Origin of the sequence: Gracilimonas qinghaiensis, assembly GCF_046602855.1 — a bacterium.
In the GTDB taxonomy this organism is placed as follows: domain Bacteria; phylum Bacteroidota; class Rhodothermia; order Balneolales; family Balneolaceae; genus Gracilimonas.
Window position 1 is genome coordinate 1,195,779 of sequence record NZ_JBKINJ010000001.1, and the last position, 18,396, is coordinate 1,214,174.

The 18,396-nt window shown below is 41.0% G+C and carries 15 protein-coding genes; 4 read left to right on the top strand and 11 right to left on the bottom strand.

Annotated elements, in window-relative coordinates; all coding sequences use genetic code 11:
• Positions 1-75: 75 nt before the first annotated feature.
• The 4 genes from ACKGJO_RS05370 to ACKGJO_RS05385 all read right to left on the bottom strand — a co-directional run bounded on the left by ACKGJO_RS05370 (position 76) and on the right by ACKGJO_RS05385 (position 3,516).
• The gene (locus ACKGJO_RS05370; protein ID WP_411322376.1) at positions 76-354 is read right to left on the bottom strand and encodes a hypothetical protein; all 279 of its coding nucleotides are present in this window, start codon (positions 352-354) and stop codon (positions 76-78) included.
• Positions 355-396: 42 nt separating this feature from the next.
• A complete protein-coding gene (locus tag ACKGJO_RS05375) occupies positions 397-849 on the bottom strand; it encodes a DUF2141 domain-containing protein (RefSeq protein ID WP_411322377.1) in 453 nt (150 codons plus the stop codon).
• A 67-nt stretch (positions 850-916) separates the two neighbouring features.
• The gene (locus tag ACKGJO_RS05380) at positions 917-1,255 is read right to left on the bottom strand and encodes a tRNA-binding protein (protein WP_411322378.1); all 339 of its coding nucleotides are present in this window, start codon (positions 1,253-1,255) and stop codon (positions 917-919) included.
• Positions 1,256-1,341: 86 nt separating this feature from the next.
• Positions 1,342-3,516, bottom strand: a complete 2,175-nt coding sequence (locus ACKGJO_RS05385) for a glutamine synthetase III family protein (RefSeq protein ID WP_411322379.1) — start codon at positions 3,514-3,516, stop codon at positions 1,342-1,344.
• 281 nt (positions 3,517-3,797) lie between these two features.
• On the opposite strand from ACKGJO_RS05385, the gene ACKGJO_RS05390 reads away from it, so the two are divergent.
• The 4 genes from ACKGJO_RS05390 to ACKGJO_RS05405 all read left to right on the top strand — a co-directional run bounded on the left by ACKGJO_RS05390 (position 3,798) and on the right by ACKGJO_RS05405 (position 8,254).
• On the top strand, positions 3,798-4,685 hold the full coding sequence (locus tag ACKGJO_RS05390; RefSeq protein ID WP_411322380.1) for a 1,4-dihydroxy-2-naphthoate polyprenyltransferase: 888 nt from the start codon (positions 3,798-3,800) through the stop codon (positions 4,683-4,685).
• Positions 4,685-5,758, top strand: a complete 1,074-nt coding sequence (menC, locus tag ACKGJO_RS05395) for an o-succinylbenzoate synthase (protein WP_411322381.1) — start codon at positions 4,685-4,687, stop codon at positions 5,756-5,758. The genes ACKGJO_RS05390 and menC overlap by 1 nt, the downstream gene beginning before the upstream one ends.
• A gap of 6 nt (positions 5,759-5,764) precedes the next feature.
• Positions 5,765-7,249, top strand: a complete 1,485-nt coding sequence (locus ACKGJO_RS05400; RefSeq protein WP_411322382.1) for a class I adenylate-forming enzyme family protein — start codon at positions 5,765-5,767, stop codon at positions 7,247-7,249.
• Between the two features lie 192 nt (positions 7,250-7,441).
• Positions 7,442-8,254 carry a carboxypeptidase-like regulatory domain-containing protein gene (locus tag ACKGJO_RS05405; protein ID WP_411322383.1) on the top strand — a complete coding sequence of 271 codons (813 nt, stop codon included), beginning with the start codon at positions 7,442-7,444 and terminating at the stop codon, positions 8,252-8,254.
• 936 nt (positions 8,255-9,190) lie between these two features.
• Here the strand turns inward: ACKGJO_RS05405 and ACKGJO_RS05410 are convergent.
• The 7 genes from ACKGJO_RS05410 to ACKGJO_RS05440 form a co-directional block, all read right to left on the bottom strand.
• The gene (locus ACKGJO_RS05410) at positions 9,191-10,324 is read right to left on the bottom strand and encodes a 6-bladed beta-propeller (protein ID WP_411322384.1); all 1,134 of its coding nucleotides are present in this window, start codon (positions 10,322-10,324) and stop codon (positions 9,191-9,193) included.
• 57 nt (positions 10,325-10,381) lie between these two features.
• On the bottom strand, positions 10,382-11,455 hold the full coding sequence (locus ACKGJO_RS05415) for a 6-bladed beta-propeller (protein WP_411322385.1): 1,074 nt from the start codon (positions 11,453-11,455) through the stop codon (positions 10,382-10,384).
• A 28-nt stretch (positions 11,456-11,483) separates the two neighbouring features.
• Complete coding sequence (locus tag ACKGJO_RS05420; RefSeq protein WP_411322386.1) at positions 11,484-12,074, bottom strand: hypothetical protein; 591 nt, start codon at positions 12,072-12,074, stop codon at positions 11,484-11,486.
• A 156-nt stretch (positions 12,075-12,230) separates the two neighbouring features.
• The gene (locus ACKGJO_RS05425) at positions 12,231-13,418 is read right to left on the bottom strand and encodes a 6-bladed beta-propeller (protein ID WP_411322387.1); all 1,188 of its coding nucleotides are present in this window, start codon (positions 13,416-13,418) and stop codon (positions 12,231-12,233) included.
• Positions 13,419-13,495: 77 nt separating this feature from the next.
• A complete protein-coding gene (locus tag ACKGJO_RS05430; RefSeq protein ID WP_411322388.1) occupies positions 13,496-14,629 on the bottom strand; it encodes a BF3164 family lipoprotein in 1,134 nt (377 codons plus the stop codon).
• Between the two features lie 23 nt (positions 14,630-14,652).
• Entirely contained in the window at positions 14,653-17,805 is a 3,153-nt protein-coding gene (locus tag ACKGJO_RS05435) for an efflux RND transporter permease subunit (RefSeq protein WP_411322389.1), read from the bottom strand.
• A gap of 73 nt (positions 17,806-17,878) precedes the next feature.
• Positions 17,879-18,265 (bottom strand): endonuclease domain-containing protein, encoded by a 387-nt coding sequence (locus tag ACKGJO_RS05440; protein ID WP_411322390.1) that lies wholly within the window; start codon positions 18,263-18,265, stop codon positions 17,879-17,881.
• Positions 18,266-18,396: the final 131 nt, after the last annotated feature.

Here is an 18,396-nt window from a genome sequence, read left to right on the forward strand (position 1 = left end):
TATTATGAGGGAAATGGTTTTAAACAACTAAATTTGGCTAGCAATTAAACGCTACATTTTTGCGCCTTTATTTTGTCACATTCGGTACATCTCTTCCACACCGGACATCAAGCTCCCAAAAACAAAGATCATCAATAAAAAGTACAAGACCATAAAGATCAAATAGATGATCAAAGTAGCACGTGCCCAGTTTCGCTTGTTCGGATTAATGTTATCACTCAGGGACCATACAATTAGCATAACCAACCCGATCAAAGGCAGAAATGAAATAAAAACAGTCAGAACCCACTCGCCCAGGCTCATTACATTCTGATCATATTGGTTCAACTCAGGTGTGGTATAATCTCCTTCCATACAATTCCATTTTTATTTTGGATTATCTAAACCAAAAACTTGTCAATCAACTTTGATGGACAATGAATACTGTTTTTCTTCAATGCTGAAATGTGCATCTTTCCATGATGCAGGGCCAAACTTTCCTCTCGCATTATTCGAAAAACCATAAGCTTCCTTCGGTATTCCCAAAAAATTAGAATCCAGTTTCCCATTCACGTTCTTATCGTGATACACGGCAATGGCATAATCTCCAAATGGTAATTTCGCCTCGTCCCAGACAACCGTATCGCCTTTAACTTCCAGTACTACGGCGTGTAATGGCTCTTCTTTATCACCGTAAGCTTCCTCAGAATTAAATACGGCAATTCTGACTTCCCCTTTTACCTCAGAAATACCTTCTATTACCAATTCAAATGAAGACATATTGTCTTCAAATTCCGGATAAGATATTTCCTGTGCTGAGACGCTTACTGCAAGTAATGCAAAAACTAAAAGTGAGTAAACTGATTTCATATAAAAACGGTCTTCTAAAAAATTAAATACGTGCCCAACTTAATTCAACATATTAAACTAAGCACTTTTAAAATAGTTTCATACCATTACTCACATGTTTGTCGGGTACGGCCAAAACAACCTGACCATCCTCGTCCGGAAACCCGGTAACAAGACATTCAGACATAAATGGTCCGATCTGCTTTGGAGGGAAATTAACTACAGCTAGGATCGTTTTTCCCACCAGATCATCTTTAGTATAATTTTCAGTTATCTGAGCTGAAGACCGTTTTATACCAATAGATTCCCCAAAATCTATAGTGAGTTTATAAGCCGGTTTCTTTGCTTCAGGAAAGTCGTCCGCTTCTATGATCGTTCCGCTTCTGAGTTCTACCTTTTTATAATCATTCCAGCTTATAATTTCCATTTACCCTATCTCTTTTAAAATTAAAAAGCCCTGTTTCCTTTCGGTAACAGGGCTTTAATTTAACTAAAAATGAATAACCATATAGGCTATTTGATGAATAACATCTCACGATATACAGGCAGTGGCCAGTAGTCGTCAGCTACATATCGCTCAAGGAAATCAATGGCATCCCGGATCTCTGTCATGACCGGAAGCACTTCTGATTCTACTTTTGCGGCATGTTCTGAGGTGTCTTTATACTTCAATTTAGATTGAACATCCGCAAGCGTATCAAGTGCAGACCCAAGTTTATTGAGTCCGTCATTCACTTTAGTAAGCATAGATTTAGACCCGGAATTATTAATACCTAGCTTATCAGCCTGCTCTGCAGCTTTGCTGAGTTCACCAATATATCTTACGGTTGCCGGATAGATCATGGTTTTGGCAATTGACTCTATCGTATCAACTTCAATGGTTCTGGCAGTGATATATTGCTCAGTCCATATCTCTTTTCGGGAGTGAATTTCCTTATCGTTCAGAACCTTGTACTTGTTGAACAGTTTGATGTTCTTCTTGTTGCTGAGGTGTGGTAAAGCATCGGGTGTAGTCTTCAAATTAAGCAATCCACGATTTTTCGCTTCATCTTGCCAGTCATCTGAGTAACCATCACCATTAAAGATCACAGCCTCACATTCCTTCAGATTATCAGAAAGTACTTTCCCAAGGGCTTTTTCAATAGAACTTTTTTTACTCGCCTTTTTGAGGTCTTCCGTCATATCCTCTATCGCTTCTGCCACAATAGTATTCAGTACCACGATCGGGAAAGAAGGAGACTGATTAGATCCAAGAGCACGAAATTCAAATTTGTTCCCCGTAAAAGCGAATGGAGAAGTTCGGTTTCGGTCACCGGCGTGCTTTGGCAAATGCGGCAGAACAGGTGTTCCCAACCCAAGTAATCCACCTTGCTTTGAACTCTTGGCACCACCATTTACCAGCTGTTCAATGATGTCATAAAGCTGTTCACCAATGAAAGAAGAGATAATAGCCGGAGGAGCTTCATTTGCTCCAAGTCGATGATCGTTTCCGGCATGGGCTACTGATATTCTCACCAGGTCCTGATGACGATACAATCCCAGCAACACGGCCGTGAAGAAAAACAGGAATTTCATATTCTCATGGGGACTTTCACCAGGCTCAAGCAGGTTATCGCCTTCAATGGTAGATAATGACCAGTTCAGGTGCTTACCGCTTCCATTCAATCCATCGAATGGTTTTTCGTGAAGAAGGCATTCCAAGCCGTATTTTTTGGCGGTTTTTTTAAGCACCATCATAGTTAACTGCTGATGATCAGCCGCCACATTTGCCATTTCAAAGATAGGCGCAAGCTCATACTGGCTAGGAGCCACTTCATTATGACGAGTTTTAACCGGAATACCCAGCTTATACAATTCCTTTTCAGCTTCCAGCATAAATGACAATACGCGCTCGGGGATAGAACCGAAGTAATGATCATCCAGCTCCTGCCCTCTTGGTGGCTTGGCGCCCACCAACGTTCTTCCTGAAGTCAAGATATCGGGGCGGCGGTATACAAACTCCTGATCGATAAGAAAATACTCCTGCTCGCATCCAACTGTTGCCAATGCTCTTTTAGTTTGAACACCAAACAGATCCAGCGCACCTTTGGCAGCCTTATCAAGAGCATCATTCGAACGCAATAAAGGTGTCTTATGATCCAAAGCTTCACCTTTCCAGGAGGCAAAGGCTGTAGGAATACACAGATACGTTCCGTTTTGATTTTCAATGATGAAAGCAGGAGAGGTCGGATCCCAGGCAGTATATCCGCGCGCTTCAAACGTTGGGCGAAGTCCCCCACTCGGAAAGCTCGATGCATCCGGTTCACCCTGTATCAATTCCTTGCCTGAAAAAACAGCCATGGCTCCGCCACCCTGATTAGGTGTGATGAAACTGTCATGTTTTTCAGCAGTGGAACCGGTCAATGGTTGAAACCAGTGCGTGTAATGAGTGGCTCCCTTTTCAGTGGCCCAGTCTTTCATGGCTAATGCTACAGCATCAGCAACGTCTATATTCAGGGTTTGCCCCTCATCTATGGTCTTTTGAAGATCCCTCCACGCAGCCTTGGGAAGTCTTTCCTCAAGCTTTTCTAAGGTAAGCGTGTTCTTACCAAAGATCTCCGGAATGTCCATGGATGTACTTCTCAACTCACCCGGTTTAAAGTTTCTTGCAGCAGCTAAATTGTCGTATCGTTGTATAGCCTTGGTCATGTGATTCTTTAAAGAATTTGGTTGGTTGTTTAAATGACGACCAAATATAAAGCTATATTTCTCTTTTACTCAACTTTTTTAATTAATTTTTTATTAACAAATAACTTACACAGGTTAATTAATATATTTACTTAATTTTATTAATATTTTAGGGAATTTAAACCGCTTTCAGCCTAATTTATTTGCCTGCATTACTGTATCTCTTCACTTTTTAAGCCAACATCAAAAGTCGTATCTTTTATTCTCAAATTATCCACAACTAAACCTGAAAACTTTTTCAATTGAATTCATCAAACTGGAGTCTTTGGATCGAAGCAGCTCGCCCTCAAACACTTCCCGCTGCGGTTGTTCCGGTCATCGTTGGTGCGTCGCTGGCTTATAATGCTGAACTTATCAACTGGACCAATTCTACCGTGGCGCTCATCTGTGCCCTGCTTATTCAGATCGGCACTAATTTTGCCAATGACTACTTTGATTTCATCAAAGGCTCTGATACCGATGAACGAATCGGGTTTCGTAGAGCAACCGCTTCGGGACTAATCACTCCGGAACAGATGAAGCAGGCCACCATTATTACTATGCTTCTGGCATTTCTTCTGGGACTGTACCTTGTATGGGCTGCCGGCTGGATAGTTCTGGTCATCGGCATCCTTTCCCTCATTTTTGGAGTCCTCTATACAGGTGGACCTTTCCCTTTAGGTTATAATGGACTGGGTGATCTTTTCGTATTCATCTTCTTTGGTTTCGTGGCTGTTATGACCACCTATTATGTGAATGCACTGGAATGGTCTGAGGCATCCTTCTGGGCTTCCATAGCGGTGGGAGCTTTATGTGTGAATATTTTGGTAGTAAATAATCTTCGGGATGTGGAACAGGACAAAAAATCCGGAAAAAGAACCCTTGGGGTTCTTTTAGGTGAAAATGCTCTTAAGACCGAATATATATTAATGGCTGCTCTTGCCTATACGACCCCCCCCCATTTTTACTTTGTACTGGGATATGATCTGTGGATCTTTTTACCCATTTTGGTCGCACCTTTACTTATTTACTATTGCTATCGCATATGGTCAGAAAGAGACAAAAGTAATCTGAACGAGATGCTTGAAAAAACCGCTAAATTTATGATATTGTATGGATTTCTGTTTTCGTTAGGTATACTCATGAACTAATGCTTAAATACTACAAATATCATCTGCCGTTCACCTCCCCATTACAGATCTCGGGGAAGAAGTTTTTTCATCGGGATGGTGTGATATTGACCTATAAAGATCCTGAATCAGGACATACGGCCTTTGGTGAAATTGCGCCACTACCCGGATTTTCAACAGAGGAAATAAGTGAGGTTATCGAGGTTCTGAGATCGAACCGTGGATATATCACCTCTTCCATCAAAGAGAACAATGGTAAGGAGGCACTTAGAGTACTTGACCGAATCCACCGCTTCCCCTCCCTCAGCTTCGGACTCGATACACTGCTCCATGACCTGACTGCCAAACGCGAAGAAAGATCACTGGCCAAATATCTGTTTAAAGAGTTTGGTTCCAACATTCAGTGTAATGCCACCATTGGCATTCAGGAAGTTAAAACCGCCCTTAAAAAGGCTGATGAATTTATTGAAGCCGGATATAACACGCTCAAGATCAAAGTTGGCTATCAAATAACAAGGGAATATCGCATCGTTAAACAACTTCGTGAAACATATCCCGACCTCAAAATTCGTCTGGATGCCAATCAGGCCTGGCTGCCGGATGAAGCGATCAAACATCTCAACTCTCTGGAAAAATTTGACATAGAATATTGTGAACAGCCGGTATTGAAGGATGATATCTATGGTCTGAAGCGGGTTACTGATGCGGTGACCATTCCCATAGCTGCCGATGAATCTCTTCGGAACAAAAGGTCAGCAAAGGAACTATCATTTGTGAAAGCCGTGGATATGGTGATCATTAAACCGACACTGATGGGGACTTACCAGGATATTTTCGTAACAAAAGAGATAGTCGACACTCATGTTATTGAGGCTGTACTGACCACGGCGCTTGAAAGTGCGATAGGTCGTGCAGCTATTGCAACCCTTTCAGCAGGCTTAGGTGATCCTAAATATGCTCAGGGCTTGGCAACCGGTTCGTTCCTTAAGAAGGATCTTTCTTCTGATAGTTGGCTTAACTCTCCCATCGTTGAGATCCCTGAGGAACCCGGTTTAGGTATTAATATTGATATGGAAGGACTCGAAGAGCTTTAAAGGTATATGTTCAAATCAAGGCTACATAATTTTGAATTCAACAAAAGCGAAAAGCAGGATACCTTTTTGTCTTCAAGACACGAAATGTACACCTACTCAGATCTGGATCGCTTTTCGGCCTATTTCAAGGATCTTGTTGAAGATAATGGGGATTCCCTGAAGTGGCCGGTAGCCTTTGTTGCTGAATCGTCTGACGTACTGGTCTTTTGTATCGCAGCTTGCTGGAAATTGGGTATCCCTTTTATTCCTATCGATCCAAATGCTAAAAATGGTGACCTTGAGCGTTATCTTGACGAACTTAAACCCGCCCTTATATTTTGTGACAGTGAGAACCGAAGCCGGTTGGGATTTGATAACGTCATACAGATCGATGATAATTTTCTGCTCGATTCCTTTAATTTTGACGCCCGCAATATAGATCTTCCTGAAGCGAACGATCTGGAAGAAGACCTCATCTTTGGATACTTTTTTACCTCAGGCACCACCAGTGAACCCAAGATCGTTCCACTTAAACGGCGACAGATATTGAATGCTTCCATTGCCTCTGCTGAGAATTTCAAACCGGATCCCAACCATTTTTGGCTGCTCTGTCTGCCTCTGAACCATATCGGGGGTATATCTATTATTCTGAGATCCCTGATCTATGGTTCTGCTATATACCGGCTTGCTAAATTTGACGAGGAAATGGTTCGTGAGTTTCTGGAGAATAATAAACGCTTTCAGGCTGCATCACTGGTTCCAACCATGCTCAAGCGCTTGATGAACGACTCCCTTTTTAAAACTCATCGTGAGTTCAAATCCATACTGCTTGGGGGCGGACCGGTAACCCAACAATTACTGAGAAAAGCCGCTGAACGTGGTATACCGATCGTTTCAAGCTATGGAATGACGGAGACCTGTGCACAGATCATAGCAAATCCGCTGTTGGCCCCTTCCGGTATGTATACCCCCCTGAAAAGCGCAGGCAAACCATTCCCCCCCAACGAAATGCAGATCAGAGATGAAAACGGAAAGGTATTGGGTAAGAATCAATCGGGATTATTATGGCTCAAAGGTCCCCAGGTCTTTGACGGATATTACAATAGCTCGGAAAATGACGTTAAGTTTGATGAGGATGGTTGGTTCAATACCGGTGATTACGGACATATGAATGGTTTTGGTCATCTTTTCATTGAATCCCGACGCACAGATCTTATCGTCACCGGTGGAGAGAATGTAAACCCCAATGAAGTGGAAGAAGCCATGATCAAGCTGCCACTGATCAAGGAAGCCATTGTTATCGGGTTACCGGACGAGGAATGGGGCGAACGAGTTACGGCTGTGGTAACGCTGACCAACGGCAAAACCCCTCAGATCGAAGAGATCAAGGAACAGCTCAAAGACAGCCTCATCGATTTTAAGATCCCCAAGGAACTGAAGATCGTTAAAGAATTTCCCATGACCGAAACCGGTAAGGTTAAGCGCTGGGAGCTGGTTAAGAAGTTTGGATAGGGTTTTAACCTACTCCATCATTCGGCTCAGTCATTTTTGGAACACATTCAAATACCCACCCGAGCCGGGTGATGGAGTGATGTATACTTTATACTTATCCCTAAGCTCTGCTGCTGGACGAGATTAAATAATAAATAATACTTACAGGGAATGTTTTTTAAGGGTACAATAATACAGGTATTAATATTTTTTATGCTATCAGGCTATTCTTTAGCTCAACCGAATAGTTATATAAAAGGCTTGGTGGTAGATAGCCAGACAAACGAACCCATTGCTTATGCAAACATTGGATTCATAAGTATAGGGAAAGGCACTTCAACAGATGAATACGGCATGTATGAACTCCGTTTACCCAATGGTGATGATTTTGATCCGCTACAGGTATCTGCCATTGGATATTATAGTATAAAAGTATCGGTTTTAGAAGCATTACAAACTGATACACTAAAGCTAAAACCTCGAACTTATGAATTCGAGGAGATCAGGGTATCAGACCGTAAACCAAAAAATAAATGGATCGGTAAAAAAATTCGTCCGATCATGCCGGGAGCATTTGGCGCCAGCGGACCGGGAAAGACGATAGGAGCAGCTTTTGCATTTAAAATAGAATGGCAAGATAGGCTTCCATTAAGACCTTTGAATGCTCGTTTGTTCCTTAATGAGAACCTTAACGACAGCCTTCGCATAAGATGCAGGTTTATGAGTATTGATGATTCAGGAAATCCCGGAAAAGATCTAATACCATTAAGTTATATTCACACCACTGATAAAAAGAGTGGTTGGGTAACGTGTAATTTTACGGACGATCTATTGCTCATAAATGAGAAACAATTCTATGTGGTTTTCGAATGGCTTAAAATGAGTAACTCAAAAAATGTAGCCCCTCTTTTTAGCAAATCAGTTCATATGAATGTAAATCCATTGGTAAAAAGACAACCATTTGGTGAATGGAAAGAAATTGACTGGGCAAACAACTTAGTTTATGGCCTCAAAGTAGAATACTAAAAAATATAACCCCGGTGTTTCGAAGCCTGGCAGCAAAGACAAACTTCCAGGACTAGCAGCTGAAGATGGTACATCGGAGTGAAATTAAGATATCTCGCTAGAATCTGGTTTGAAAGATGAGGAAGGACCGAAAACACTCCATCATTCGGCTCAGTCTATTTTTGGAACAGATTCTAATACCAACAAGAGCCGGGTGTTGGAGTTACTTTTGCATCCCACGTTTGCCTGAATTTACGACTCACCAAAGCAACCATCCATCACCCCGTCCTCACCTTTGCAGATGAACAATCGGATATGACCAGACGGAATGATTGGTTATTGGAACGCTATGATTTTTTGGAAAAATACCCTGTGAGATCACCGAAATTAGCCCCGTCCTTCAGCCTGTCTGCCGGAGAGACAGGTGTGGGGTAAATAAGTACCAAGACGTAAAACCTCCGCCCGGTTGGCATAAGAGCCACTGATGTTTACCTGAAGTTGGCTTTTGTGGTTTTATAGAAAACAATTTACGAGCGTAGCATTCTTATTTACTTCCGGGACTGCGTTCCAAAGGTGGACCTTCGAAACCAGTACAAAAACCTGCTCCATCGGAGCACCGTGTTTGTAACCCACCAGACCCAGGAATGCCCTCGCGCCGTAGGTGCGGTATGTTACCGAAATAATCAGGAAGTACAAATCAACTCAACATAACGTCCCTAAGGGACGTGGTTTTGGAGGGCTGTCATCTTTTTACAAACAAGTTGTCCCTAACGGGACAGGATCAGGTTATAGTTAGAATGTCGGCCTTCCCAAAAGATAAAAGCTTCTAAACGCAAACCGTGCAGCCGAGCCCGTCTTCCTAACCTGTCTATGGTAACAAGATAAACACTGAACCTGATCCATCGGAGCACCACGTTTGTAACCCACCAAAAGATGGACATACGGAACGAGTACAAGCTATCGAGTTTCTTTATACTTTAACTCTAATTCAGTGAATGATTCATTAACTTCAATAATACTATTTTCAGAAAAATATAGCATTCTACCTAATTCATCTGAATGATAATGTCCCTTTCCTGTTTTTGTATCTATTAGGTAGCTTAGGATTGAACTCTTAGATTCGAGGGATTCTCTGTCGACAATTTCTCGCCGATCTACTTGAACTAAAATGAAGCCATCCATAATTAGTACAGGTTTTAGAAAATTATCAAAGATGTCATTTTCTGGAGGCATTATCTTAAGCCCAGGACTTCCATCAGTTACAATTTCTTCAATCTTGGGGAAGTTCAAATCTGCAATTGAAGACTTCCACATCTGCTTACCATTTGACAGTGAATATCCTTTAAGGACATTAACTCTATCTGATATATATACAAGCACATTATTATATGGGTCACAAATAATATCACCTTGAGTTAATCTATCAACAAAAACTGGTGAGTCTGAAATATATGATTCTCCAAAAGATAATCGATATGAATATTGAGGTAGAGTGAACTCATGCAGCATATTAGTTTTACGCATTTCAGAACTCATCAGACCACTATCTAGAATATCTGAATTGTGTATGTATAACACTTCATTAGTAGTACAAATACTTTTAATGTTCTTTTCAAAATTTACAGTACGATTAAATGAAATAGAATCACTAGAAATATCATACTCTTCAATTCGAAAACGACTTGATATCAATAAAAGAGAATCTTCATAAAGTTCAATGGACTTAGCATAAGATAATTCTCCAGGTCCTGGACCTCTTCTTCCAATTGTTTGAAGAAAATCTCCATCAGAACTATATACTAATACTTTTTGCTGTCGGTCATCCAATACAAAAATACGGCCACTTTTATCAACCTCGACATCTTTGATAAAACCAATATTTCTATCATCACCAAGAGTTTCAGTAAAACTATATTGATCACTTGAGAAATCAAGATTAGGAAAGTCATTAATTTTCTTATTGATTATGTGTTCATTCTCTAGTCCAGGATTAGGAATATTTTCTGAGTTAGGATGTATTCTACTTTCATTATTCTTGTTGCAAGAACTAAGTAGCAGTGAGAGAATAAGTAGTAAAAAGAATTTATTCATGTTTAATGTATATATGGAGAAATCCATACTCGTTCCAAAGCGGTACGAGTATAAAAGTCATTTTTCATTAATAAACTTATATATACCTATGGTATAATTATCCGCATTAAAATCTTCGATGAAATAGAGTTTATTATGGTGGACAGCTGCCAACGTATGTGGAACGGGAATCTCTTTTATGAAATCCTTTGTCTCCCTGTCATAGAGTATCAGAACATTTTTCTTCATATTGAAGTCTGTAGTTTCAAAAAACTCCTTAGTAAGAATTTGTATATGCAAAACTATAAAATGATCTGCACCATAAAGGCCCGCCGTTACAGAACTACCGTCTGCTCTCTTTTTAATTTCGGAGATAGGGAGGTTGGCATGGATTTCTTTGCTAGGTATGGAAAAACTTGAACTTCCTCCAAAATAATCTGTTTGTTGATAGGTACTACTATTGTAAGCTTGTATATAAGGCGAGCCAACTGAACTGGTAAATATGGTATTTGAACTAATTAGGATTGTATTTTCTGCGCTATAGGAATTGTCTTCCGTCGTAAATGTATCATGTTTTCCAAAGACAGTATCAATCGTACCCTCATAATCCACTATAGCTAACAATTTTGATTTATGCGGCTCACGGATAAATTCGCTTTCCGTAACAGGAATTAAAAGTCGGTCTTTAAAATTATATATAGCATAGGGATGAGCCCACAAATCACCCTCCGAAAATATTGTATTTGATTGAATGAGTTCCCCGCTCAAATCAAAAATTTTAAGCATTCTTTGAGCTGCATCATTTATGATCACCTGATTTTCGCTATTAACTTCAAACCCGCTGACATGCATAATTCCTTTTGGGCCTTTACCTCTTTCACCCACTACATTTATAAACTGGCCCAAGCTATCAAATGCAAAGATTCTGTTTTGATTCCGTTCGGCAAATATCCAAATATCTCCCGCATCATTAATCCGAAATTGTTCTACAAACTTACCAAATAAAGGTTCGGAATTACTTAAAACCACCGAATCTACTTTAGATAAAGAAACAGAGCGGGGATTTTCCAGATCGGTTTCATCCGGCGAGCAGGAGCCGAAAAACAAAACAAGTAGGGTGATAAAGAAAATAGAATTAATACGTGCAGCCATAACATGGGTCATAATGAATTCTATTCGCTCAGGATCTATCGGTTTGATTTGAAATCTGGGTTACCTTATTACTTACAAGTATTTTCTGAATATCTGTTACCGTACCCATAGAAGCCATATCATTTACATAAAGCCTCACTTTAGTATCACTTATAAGTTCGCTGTTATTTTTAAGTGCAACAGATAGATCTGCAGGATAAAGTAAATTTCCGTCAAGCATAATTTTTCCGTTACTCATGATATCAATTATTAAATCATTTTCGAACTGCTTGAAAGCTTCCGGAGTCATCATATTGATCTCAACTTGTTCTACTTCTTTGAGAACCAACTCTCGGGAAATTTTATTAATTAACCCTGTATAAACCATATCTGATGCTGAAACTCGAACTTTTGTTTCTTGCCCCATTTCAAGAGCATCAATGTGGCTTGGTAATGATGAGTCTGAAAGTAAGGTCCCATTTATTTTAAGATCCCCATTCTCATAAATCCGAATATCTACAACCTCTAGTGTTTCAACTTGGTTGGTATTATTTTGATTATTCCTATTATCCTTGATGTCAGAGGAACTGCAGGAAATAACAAATAGTGGTAATAAGAAAATTAGAAGAAATTTTTTCATAGTTATGTAATTAGATTATTAATGATTTAAAACTACTTTAAATATATGAGTGAGAGCTTTAACAAATGATTTCAGCATCAAATCCTCATTTTTCAAAAATTACTTTTAAATGCTTTTTCCCATGTTACGGTGATCCGGATTGTGATCGAATGATTTTTAATTAACAATAGGAATTTGGTCACTCTCCTCCATTTCAGATTCCTCATTTTTCGTGTTTAGCCTATACTTCTTGATCAAAAGATCACTGCTGAACACTGAATAGTAGTAGCCTTCATAATCCCGCACGGAAAGACTACCTAATTCTTCTACAAGATCTGAGTCCTCAAAGGTATATAACAATTCGTGGTCTGCATTATAAACATCCATAAAGTGCTCATAGATCGGGGATTCCGTTTCACCGGTTGATGCCCGGCGAGCATACGCATGCGAATCATCAATATTGACCGGGTGTTCAACCTGTACCAGGTAATGTCCGCTGTCTAAAAAAACAGGAGAATTAATGTTTCCTAAACCGTAAAGACTGACACTGTTTTCGTTCGCATATATTCCCGGCCCTAAGATGCCGTCAAACTCTCTGTGAACCTCTGTTTTGAGATTCCCAGCATAATCATAGATCTGATGCCGATATCCTGTATTGAATGAGTAAATAAAATCTTCATCCCGCATTTCTATTCCACCACGGATCGTTGCCCTGCTGTATTCTTCATCTTCTGTCTCAATGATGTTAATATTATCCTGTACCCTTAGGCTGTCAGTTAACTCCATAGTGTAAACCAAAGCACCCACGGTTCCAAAGTTTGCACCGCTCATCAATATCAAGCCATCTTCACGAATATCCACCAGGCTGGCAAAGCGCATATCTTCAGGCAAGTTGTAGGTCTTGATAAAGGTGCCGGAAAGATCGAATTCGTCCAAACGGGAGCCCTGAATATTAGCTACATACAGTTTGTCTTTGTAAAGGCTGATCCCAAACGGACTTTCAAAATCACCGGGGCCTTTACCCTCTTCTCCTGTCGCCCAACGCAGATTACCTTCAGGATCAAGAGAGATCAGCTTGCTTAACCGGCGATCTATGAAATAGAAATTACCATCGTTGTCAATTTGCAGATAGCCTATGTTGCTTATAACAGGTTCCTCGATCATAGAGAGGTCAATGGTCTCAACCAGTTCAATCTTCACCGGTGCCTCTTCATCCTGCAAAAGCCCCACAGAGGGATTATAGATCACCCCGTTTTCCTTTTTGATGGCAGAAATATCATCCCCACCGCTTCCGCATCCATAACCGGTTATCATAAGTACCGATACTAATAAGCCGGTAAAAATTTTACGTGTTATGTAGTCCATTTATCCGATTGATCTGTATACAATTTATTTGAATATAACTTAGGCATTAAAGTTTAACCGCAAAGGGTGATCAATTTTCAAAAGGGTATGTCCAAATAAACAATATAATTCTGATAATCTTCCATATAAGGTGCTACTCCCACTATTCTGTTGTTACGTTTATCAAATGATATTGCTGATAAATAGGAATCCGTAACCATTCTAAATACTGGTTCACCATTCCAATCAAAAACATGAATTTCACTCTCCTTTAAATTTGAAGTATCACCATAAAATGCATTTTCTAAATCGTCATAATTATTACCTGAATACAACAAGAAAATGTAGTTATCAGAAATAGTGATATTGGAGTAGTGAATTAGTGTTTCGCCAGTAGCTATTGAGTTTTCATCTCCAAGAATTGTAACCGGATTCTCATCAAATCTTGTATCTGAAATCAGATTCAAATCGTAGTCATATATTTCTAAGGTTTTAAATCTTTGAGTAGTTACGGCGACTCTTTCTTTGTCCTCATTTGGAGCTATTTCCCCTGCATAAATATACCCGGCTGACCTATTTCCCAATTCCTCTTTCAGAACTGGCGTAAATGGAGTTGTACTGATAATCGAATCTCCCCTTGTATCAATTTTAACCAATTTATCTTCCCTCATACCACCTGAACCAACCAGATAATTATCATTTAAAAGAAAAGCTCTTTGAAGCATAATGACATTAGATGGAAGGGAGTACTCATATTCAGGTAAAGGTCTCTCGCTATATAAAACTGAATCAACTTTAAACCTTTGAAGAACTCTTCTACCCCAGTCCAGATATTCAAAAGTACTATCTCCTTTAAATGCACCTTGATTAACAAATGCTGGCGAGCTTACTTCGCCAGGACCTTCTCCCTGATCACCAAATGAACCAATAAATTTAAAATCAGAAACTCTAAAAAATTTAAATATATCATTGTCAGTATTTCCATCTCGTATTAACATGAGTGAGTTTGAAATGACTATAAATTTTGGATTGGATAATTGAGTATCAAGAGACTCTATTTTGTTAACCTCAACATTAAAAGTTTGGTTAAAAGAATCGTTACTAATTAAAAACAAACCGTTTTCCTTTTTAACAGCAGAGGTATCATCCCCACCACTTACGCATCCAAAGCCGGTAAAAATAAGTACTGAAAACAATAAGCCAGTAATAACTCGGTGTGTTATATAATTCATTTTAAATTTTTCATCTTGAATTTTTAATTATTCCCAAGAGAACTCTTCACCCTCAACCCCGTCATCACCAACAAAAGGATCGTACTCACCGAAAGCCCCCAAATAACCACAATAGCCAGGTTTTGCCAGAATTCGTTGTTGCCGAAGATCATCATAGGTATCAATCCTGTGATAGTTGTTACGGTGGTGATCAGTATGGCACGGATGCGTTTCCGGTACACATGCATCCAGCAGCGCAGCCCAAAGATGCCATTTCCGTTTTCCAGCTGCTTCTGATGATAAATGAGGATGGCGTTATTCACCACCACTCCGATACATAACAATGAGCCGGCAATAGCTCCTCGGTCAAAAGCCATATCATTGGCCAGGGTACCCAACATGATACCAACCAAACTGAATGGAACCGCCATGATCACAAAAACAGGATATTTCACACTTTCAAGCAGAGCCGACACGATCATCCACACGCTCAGCAAACTTAGCAGGGCGATAAAAATAAAATTCCGACTGCTTTCATCATTACCGAAACCAAAGAATCCGCGCCCAAAGGTGATCTCAGCTCCCACAGGTACCGGTGTGGTCTCGATCACCGATTCAATAAACTCACGTCCCATGCGGTAATTCCCCAGGTAATCCACGGTCACGGTTCGTTCGTACGATTGATTGTTGCGACGAATCTCTGTCAATCCTCCTTCCTGAACGATCTCCCCGATCCGGCTGATATTGAAGTTCACATTCCCAAACTTTCGCGTCCGGTTCATCATGTCTTCCTCAAACGCTCTATCCCGCTCACTGCGCCCGATCAGGTACATTTCCTGTCCCCCAAACTCGACCTTCCCCACGGTATTCTCAGGATTCAGATCCAGCATTAAAGTTGAAATAACCTCCCTTCGGTTAAGATCGTTGGCCAGTATCCGTTCTTCATCAAGCCGTAAAATGTACTGCTGAAAATCATCCCGGCGAGAAAAATAGCTTGAGTTGATATCCACCTCGCGTACGCGGCGACTGGTTTTGAGTCTCCGCTCAAGATCCTTGGCAAGATTTAGCAATTCGTCATAGGAATAGCCTTCCAACCGGATGGAATGATTGGATGAGCCTCCTCCAAAACCCGTGCTTATGCCCTGAAGATTCAACCCGGAAACAGAAGTGGCAAAATTCCCGGTTCGTGCCCCAAGATAACTCGCCTCACCAAAAAAGGTATAAGGTTCCGTTTCATACAGATACTCAGGATCTACCACAAACCGTATTCGAGCCCCAAAATACTCGGACAAATTGGCTTCGTAATACTTAAAAGCGTGTGCATACGGCTCAACGATCGTTTCATAATTCTTAACGATCTTGTCGATCTCAGAAAGCGGCGTTCCCAGTGGTGAGCGAATGTACACGTTGATGCTCTGCTCATTTCCCCTTCTCCATGGACTTCCAAAATACGTTTCGTCCGAAAATCGTTTAGTCAACCCGCCGATCCATCCGTCTATAGAATCCCGGTTATCAAAATAGACCTGAGTGAATTCCGGCCACCAGGTTCCCTCCTCAGCATCCCATTCCGGTTCCTCTATAGCAAACAACGGCAGGCCGATCACACCGATCAGGACTACCGGCAGAACCCACCTCAGTTTTGACTTCAATAAGAAGCTTTTCATTACCAATCGGTTCAGCCAGCCTGAAACCCGACCGGATCTCTTTTTCTCAGTAATTCTTGGGGTGAGCCAAACCAGTGAATAGGGAATCCATGTAAAGGCGATTAAAACTGAACAAACCAGTGTAACCGTTAGAGCTACGGCCAACGGCACCAGGAAAATTCGAAGTTCATCAAGGGCAAACAGCAGCGGAATAAAGATCCCTACTGTCGTAAAGGTACTTCCCATTACCGGCACCACCGAATTACCGATCTCATTTAGTATATGCTCAATACGGTCTGATCGACCGGATGGAAGCCCTGGATTCAGATGTTCGAACACTACCACGGCATTATCGATCAGCATACCCAACGCCACCGTAATTCCCGCCAGCGTAATGATATTCAGGCTATATCCCAACAAGTATAGCACGATCAGGCTCAGCAATACGGAAAAGGCCACGCTGCCCATTATCACAAGAGGGGCCCTGAGCTTACGAATGAACAGGATCACCACAAAGAACACCAATATCCCACTTACTATGGCCTGCAGTTGAAGGTCATCAAACTGCTGACGCAATTCCTCAGTGGAATCAACGGTGAGCATGAGGGATAAACTTTCCGGGAGCTGGGCTTCAATATCTTCCATGGCCTGAAGTACCTTTTCAGCCAGTGTAAAAGCATCCGCTCCCGATTCCTTCACAAATTCTATGGTCAGGGCCGGATCACCGTTTATTCGCTTGATGGATTTTGCCGGGTAATCCTGAACGGATATTTCTGCAAGGTCGTCCAGTACCAGTTGTTTTCTGGATCCGGGAAGTTCAACCTTAAGTCCAGCTATATCGGCTATGGTTTTGAATTTTGGCGGGATGATCAGGCTGTAGCGAGAAATGCCCTCTTCCAGAAATCCGGCAGACCGCCAGCTCAGCTGCTCACGGACCTGCAATAAGATCTGCCGCGGTGACAGGTTGTACTTTTCTACCTCATCCACATTAAATTCGATAACCAGGGCCGGATCCTGCACACCCCGGATGGCAACTTCGGCAAGCCCCTGAATGGAGAGTAATTTTGGGCGGATATTGGTTCGCGTGTACTCCAGCAGCTGTCGCGGTGCCATATCCCCATTCAGCGTATAAACAATGAAAGTCTGCTGATCTTCAAGCTCATCGGGAACCTGACGGGTGATACTTGGCAGAGAAACACTTTCAGGCAGGTTTTCATCCAGCGTAAACAAATATTCCCTCAGCTCCAGCACACGGTAATCAACCGGTGAATCCTTTCGAAAGGTGATGGTCACAGAGGACCGCCCCTCCTGTGTGATGGAACGTATATCGGTCACGTCCCGCAGGCGATTCGCTTCTCTTTCCACCTTTCGGGTGATCTCCATCTCCATGATCTCAGGAGAGGTACTACCCCAGTTATAACTGACCGTTACGGAAGGTAAATTAAGTTCAGGAGTGCTCTCAACCGGCAATACACGCCATACCGCCACCCCTATCACACACACGATGATGTAGAAGAAGGATACGAGATATTTTCGATTTAAGAGTTCTTTCAAGTGAATTAAGAGTAAAATTTAGTGCACTTAAGGCTATCCCATTTAATTAGGAGTTTCCCCTCTTGGGAGGGGATCAAGGGGTGGGTCTTCCGTAGTTTTTTAAGATCCACCGTTCAATTTCAGTTAACACGCTTTGTGTATACTGTTTTGCATCTGATTCAGAAAACCGCAGAAATGAAATACCCAGATTTTCTAATTCCTGTTGTCTTACTTGATCATATCCAATTTTAAAATCATGAGACCGGCCATCTATTTCGATAGCTAGTTTCAAATCTTTACAATAAAAGTCTACAATGTATTTATGAATGGGTTTTTGGCGATCAAAATCATAGCCCAGTATCTGTTTATTCTTAAGACCTTTCCAAAGTTCAATTTCTCCTGGAGTTGAGTTTTTTCGAAGCTTTTTAGCTATTGGAACTAATTCTTTTCGGTATGGAATGATTTTTCTCCTTGGCGACATTTACCCAGCCCTTAATCCCCTCCCAGGAGGGGAAAATCATGGTTAAATCTGTTAGTTTGTCTGAACATTATTATCTCATATAAAGGCTGATAAATGAAAATTTAAAATGCTCATAGCACCAATTTTTCATT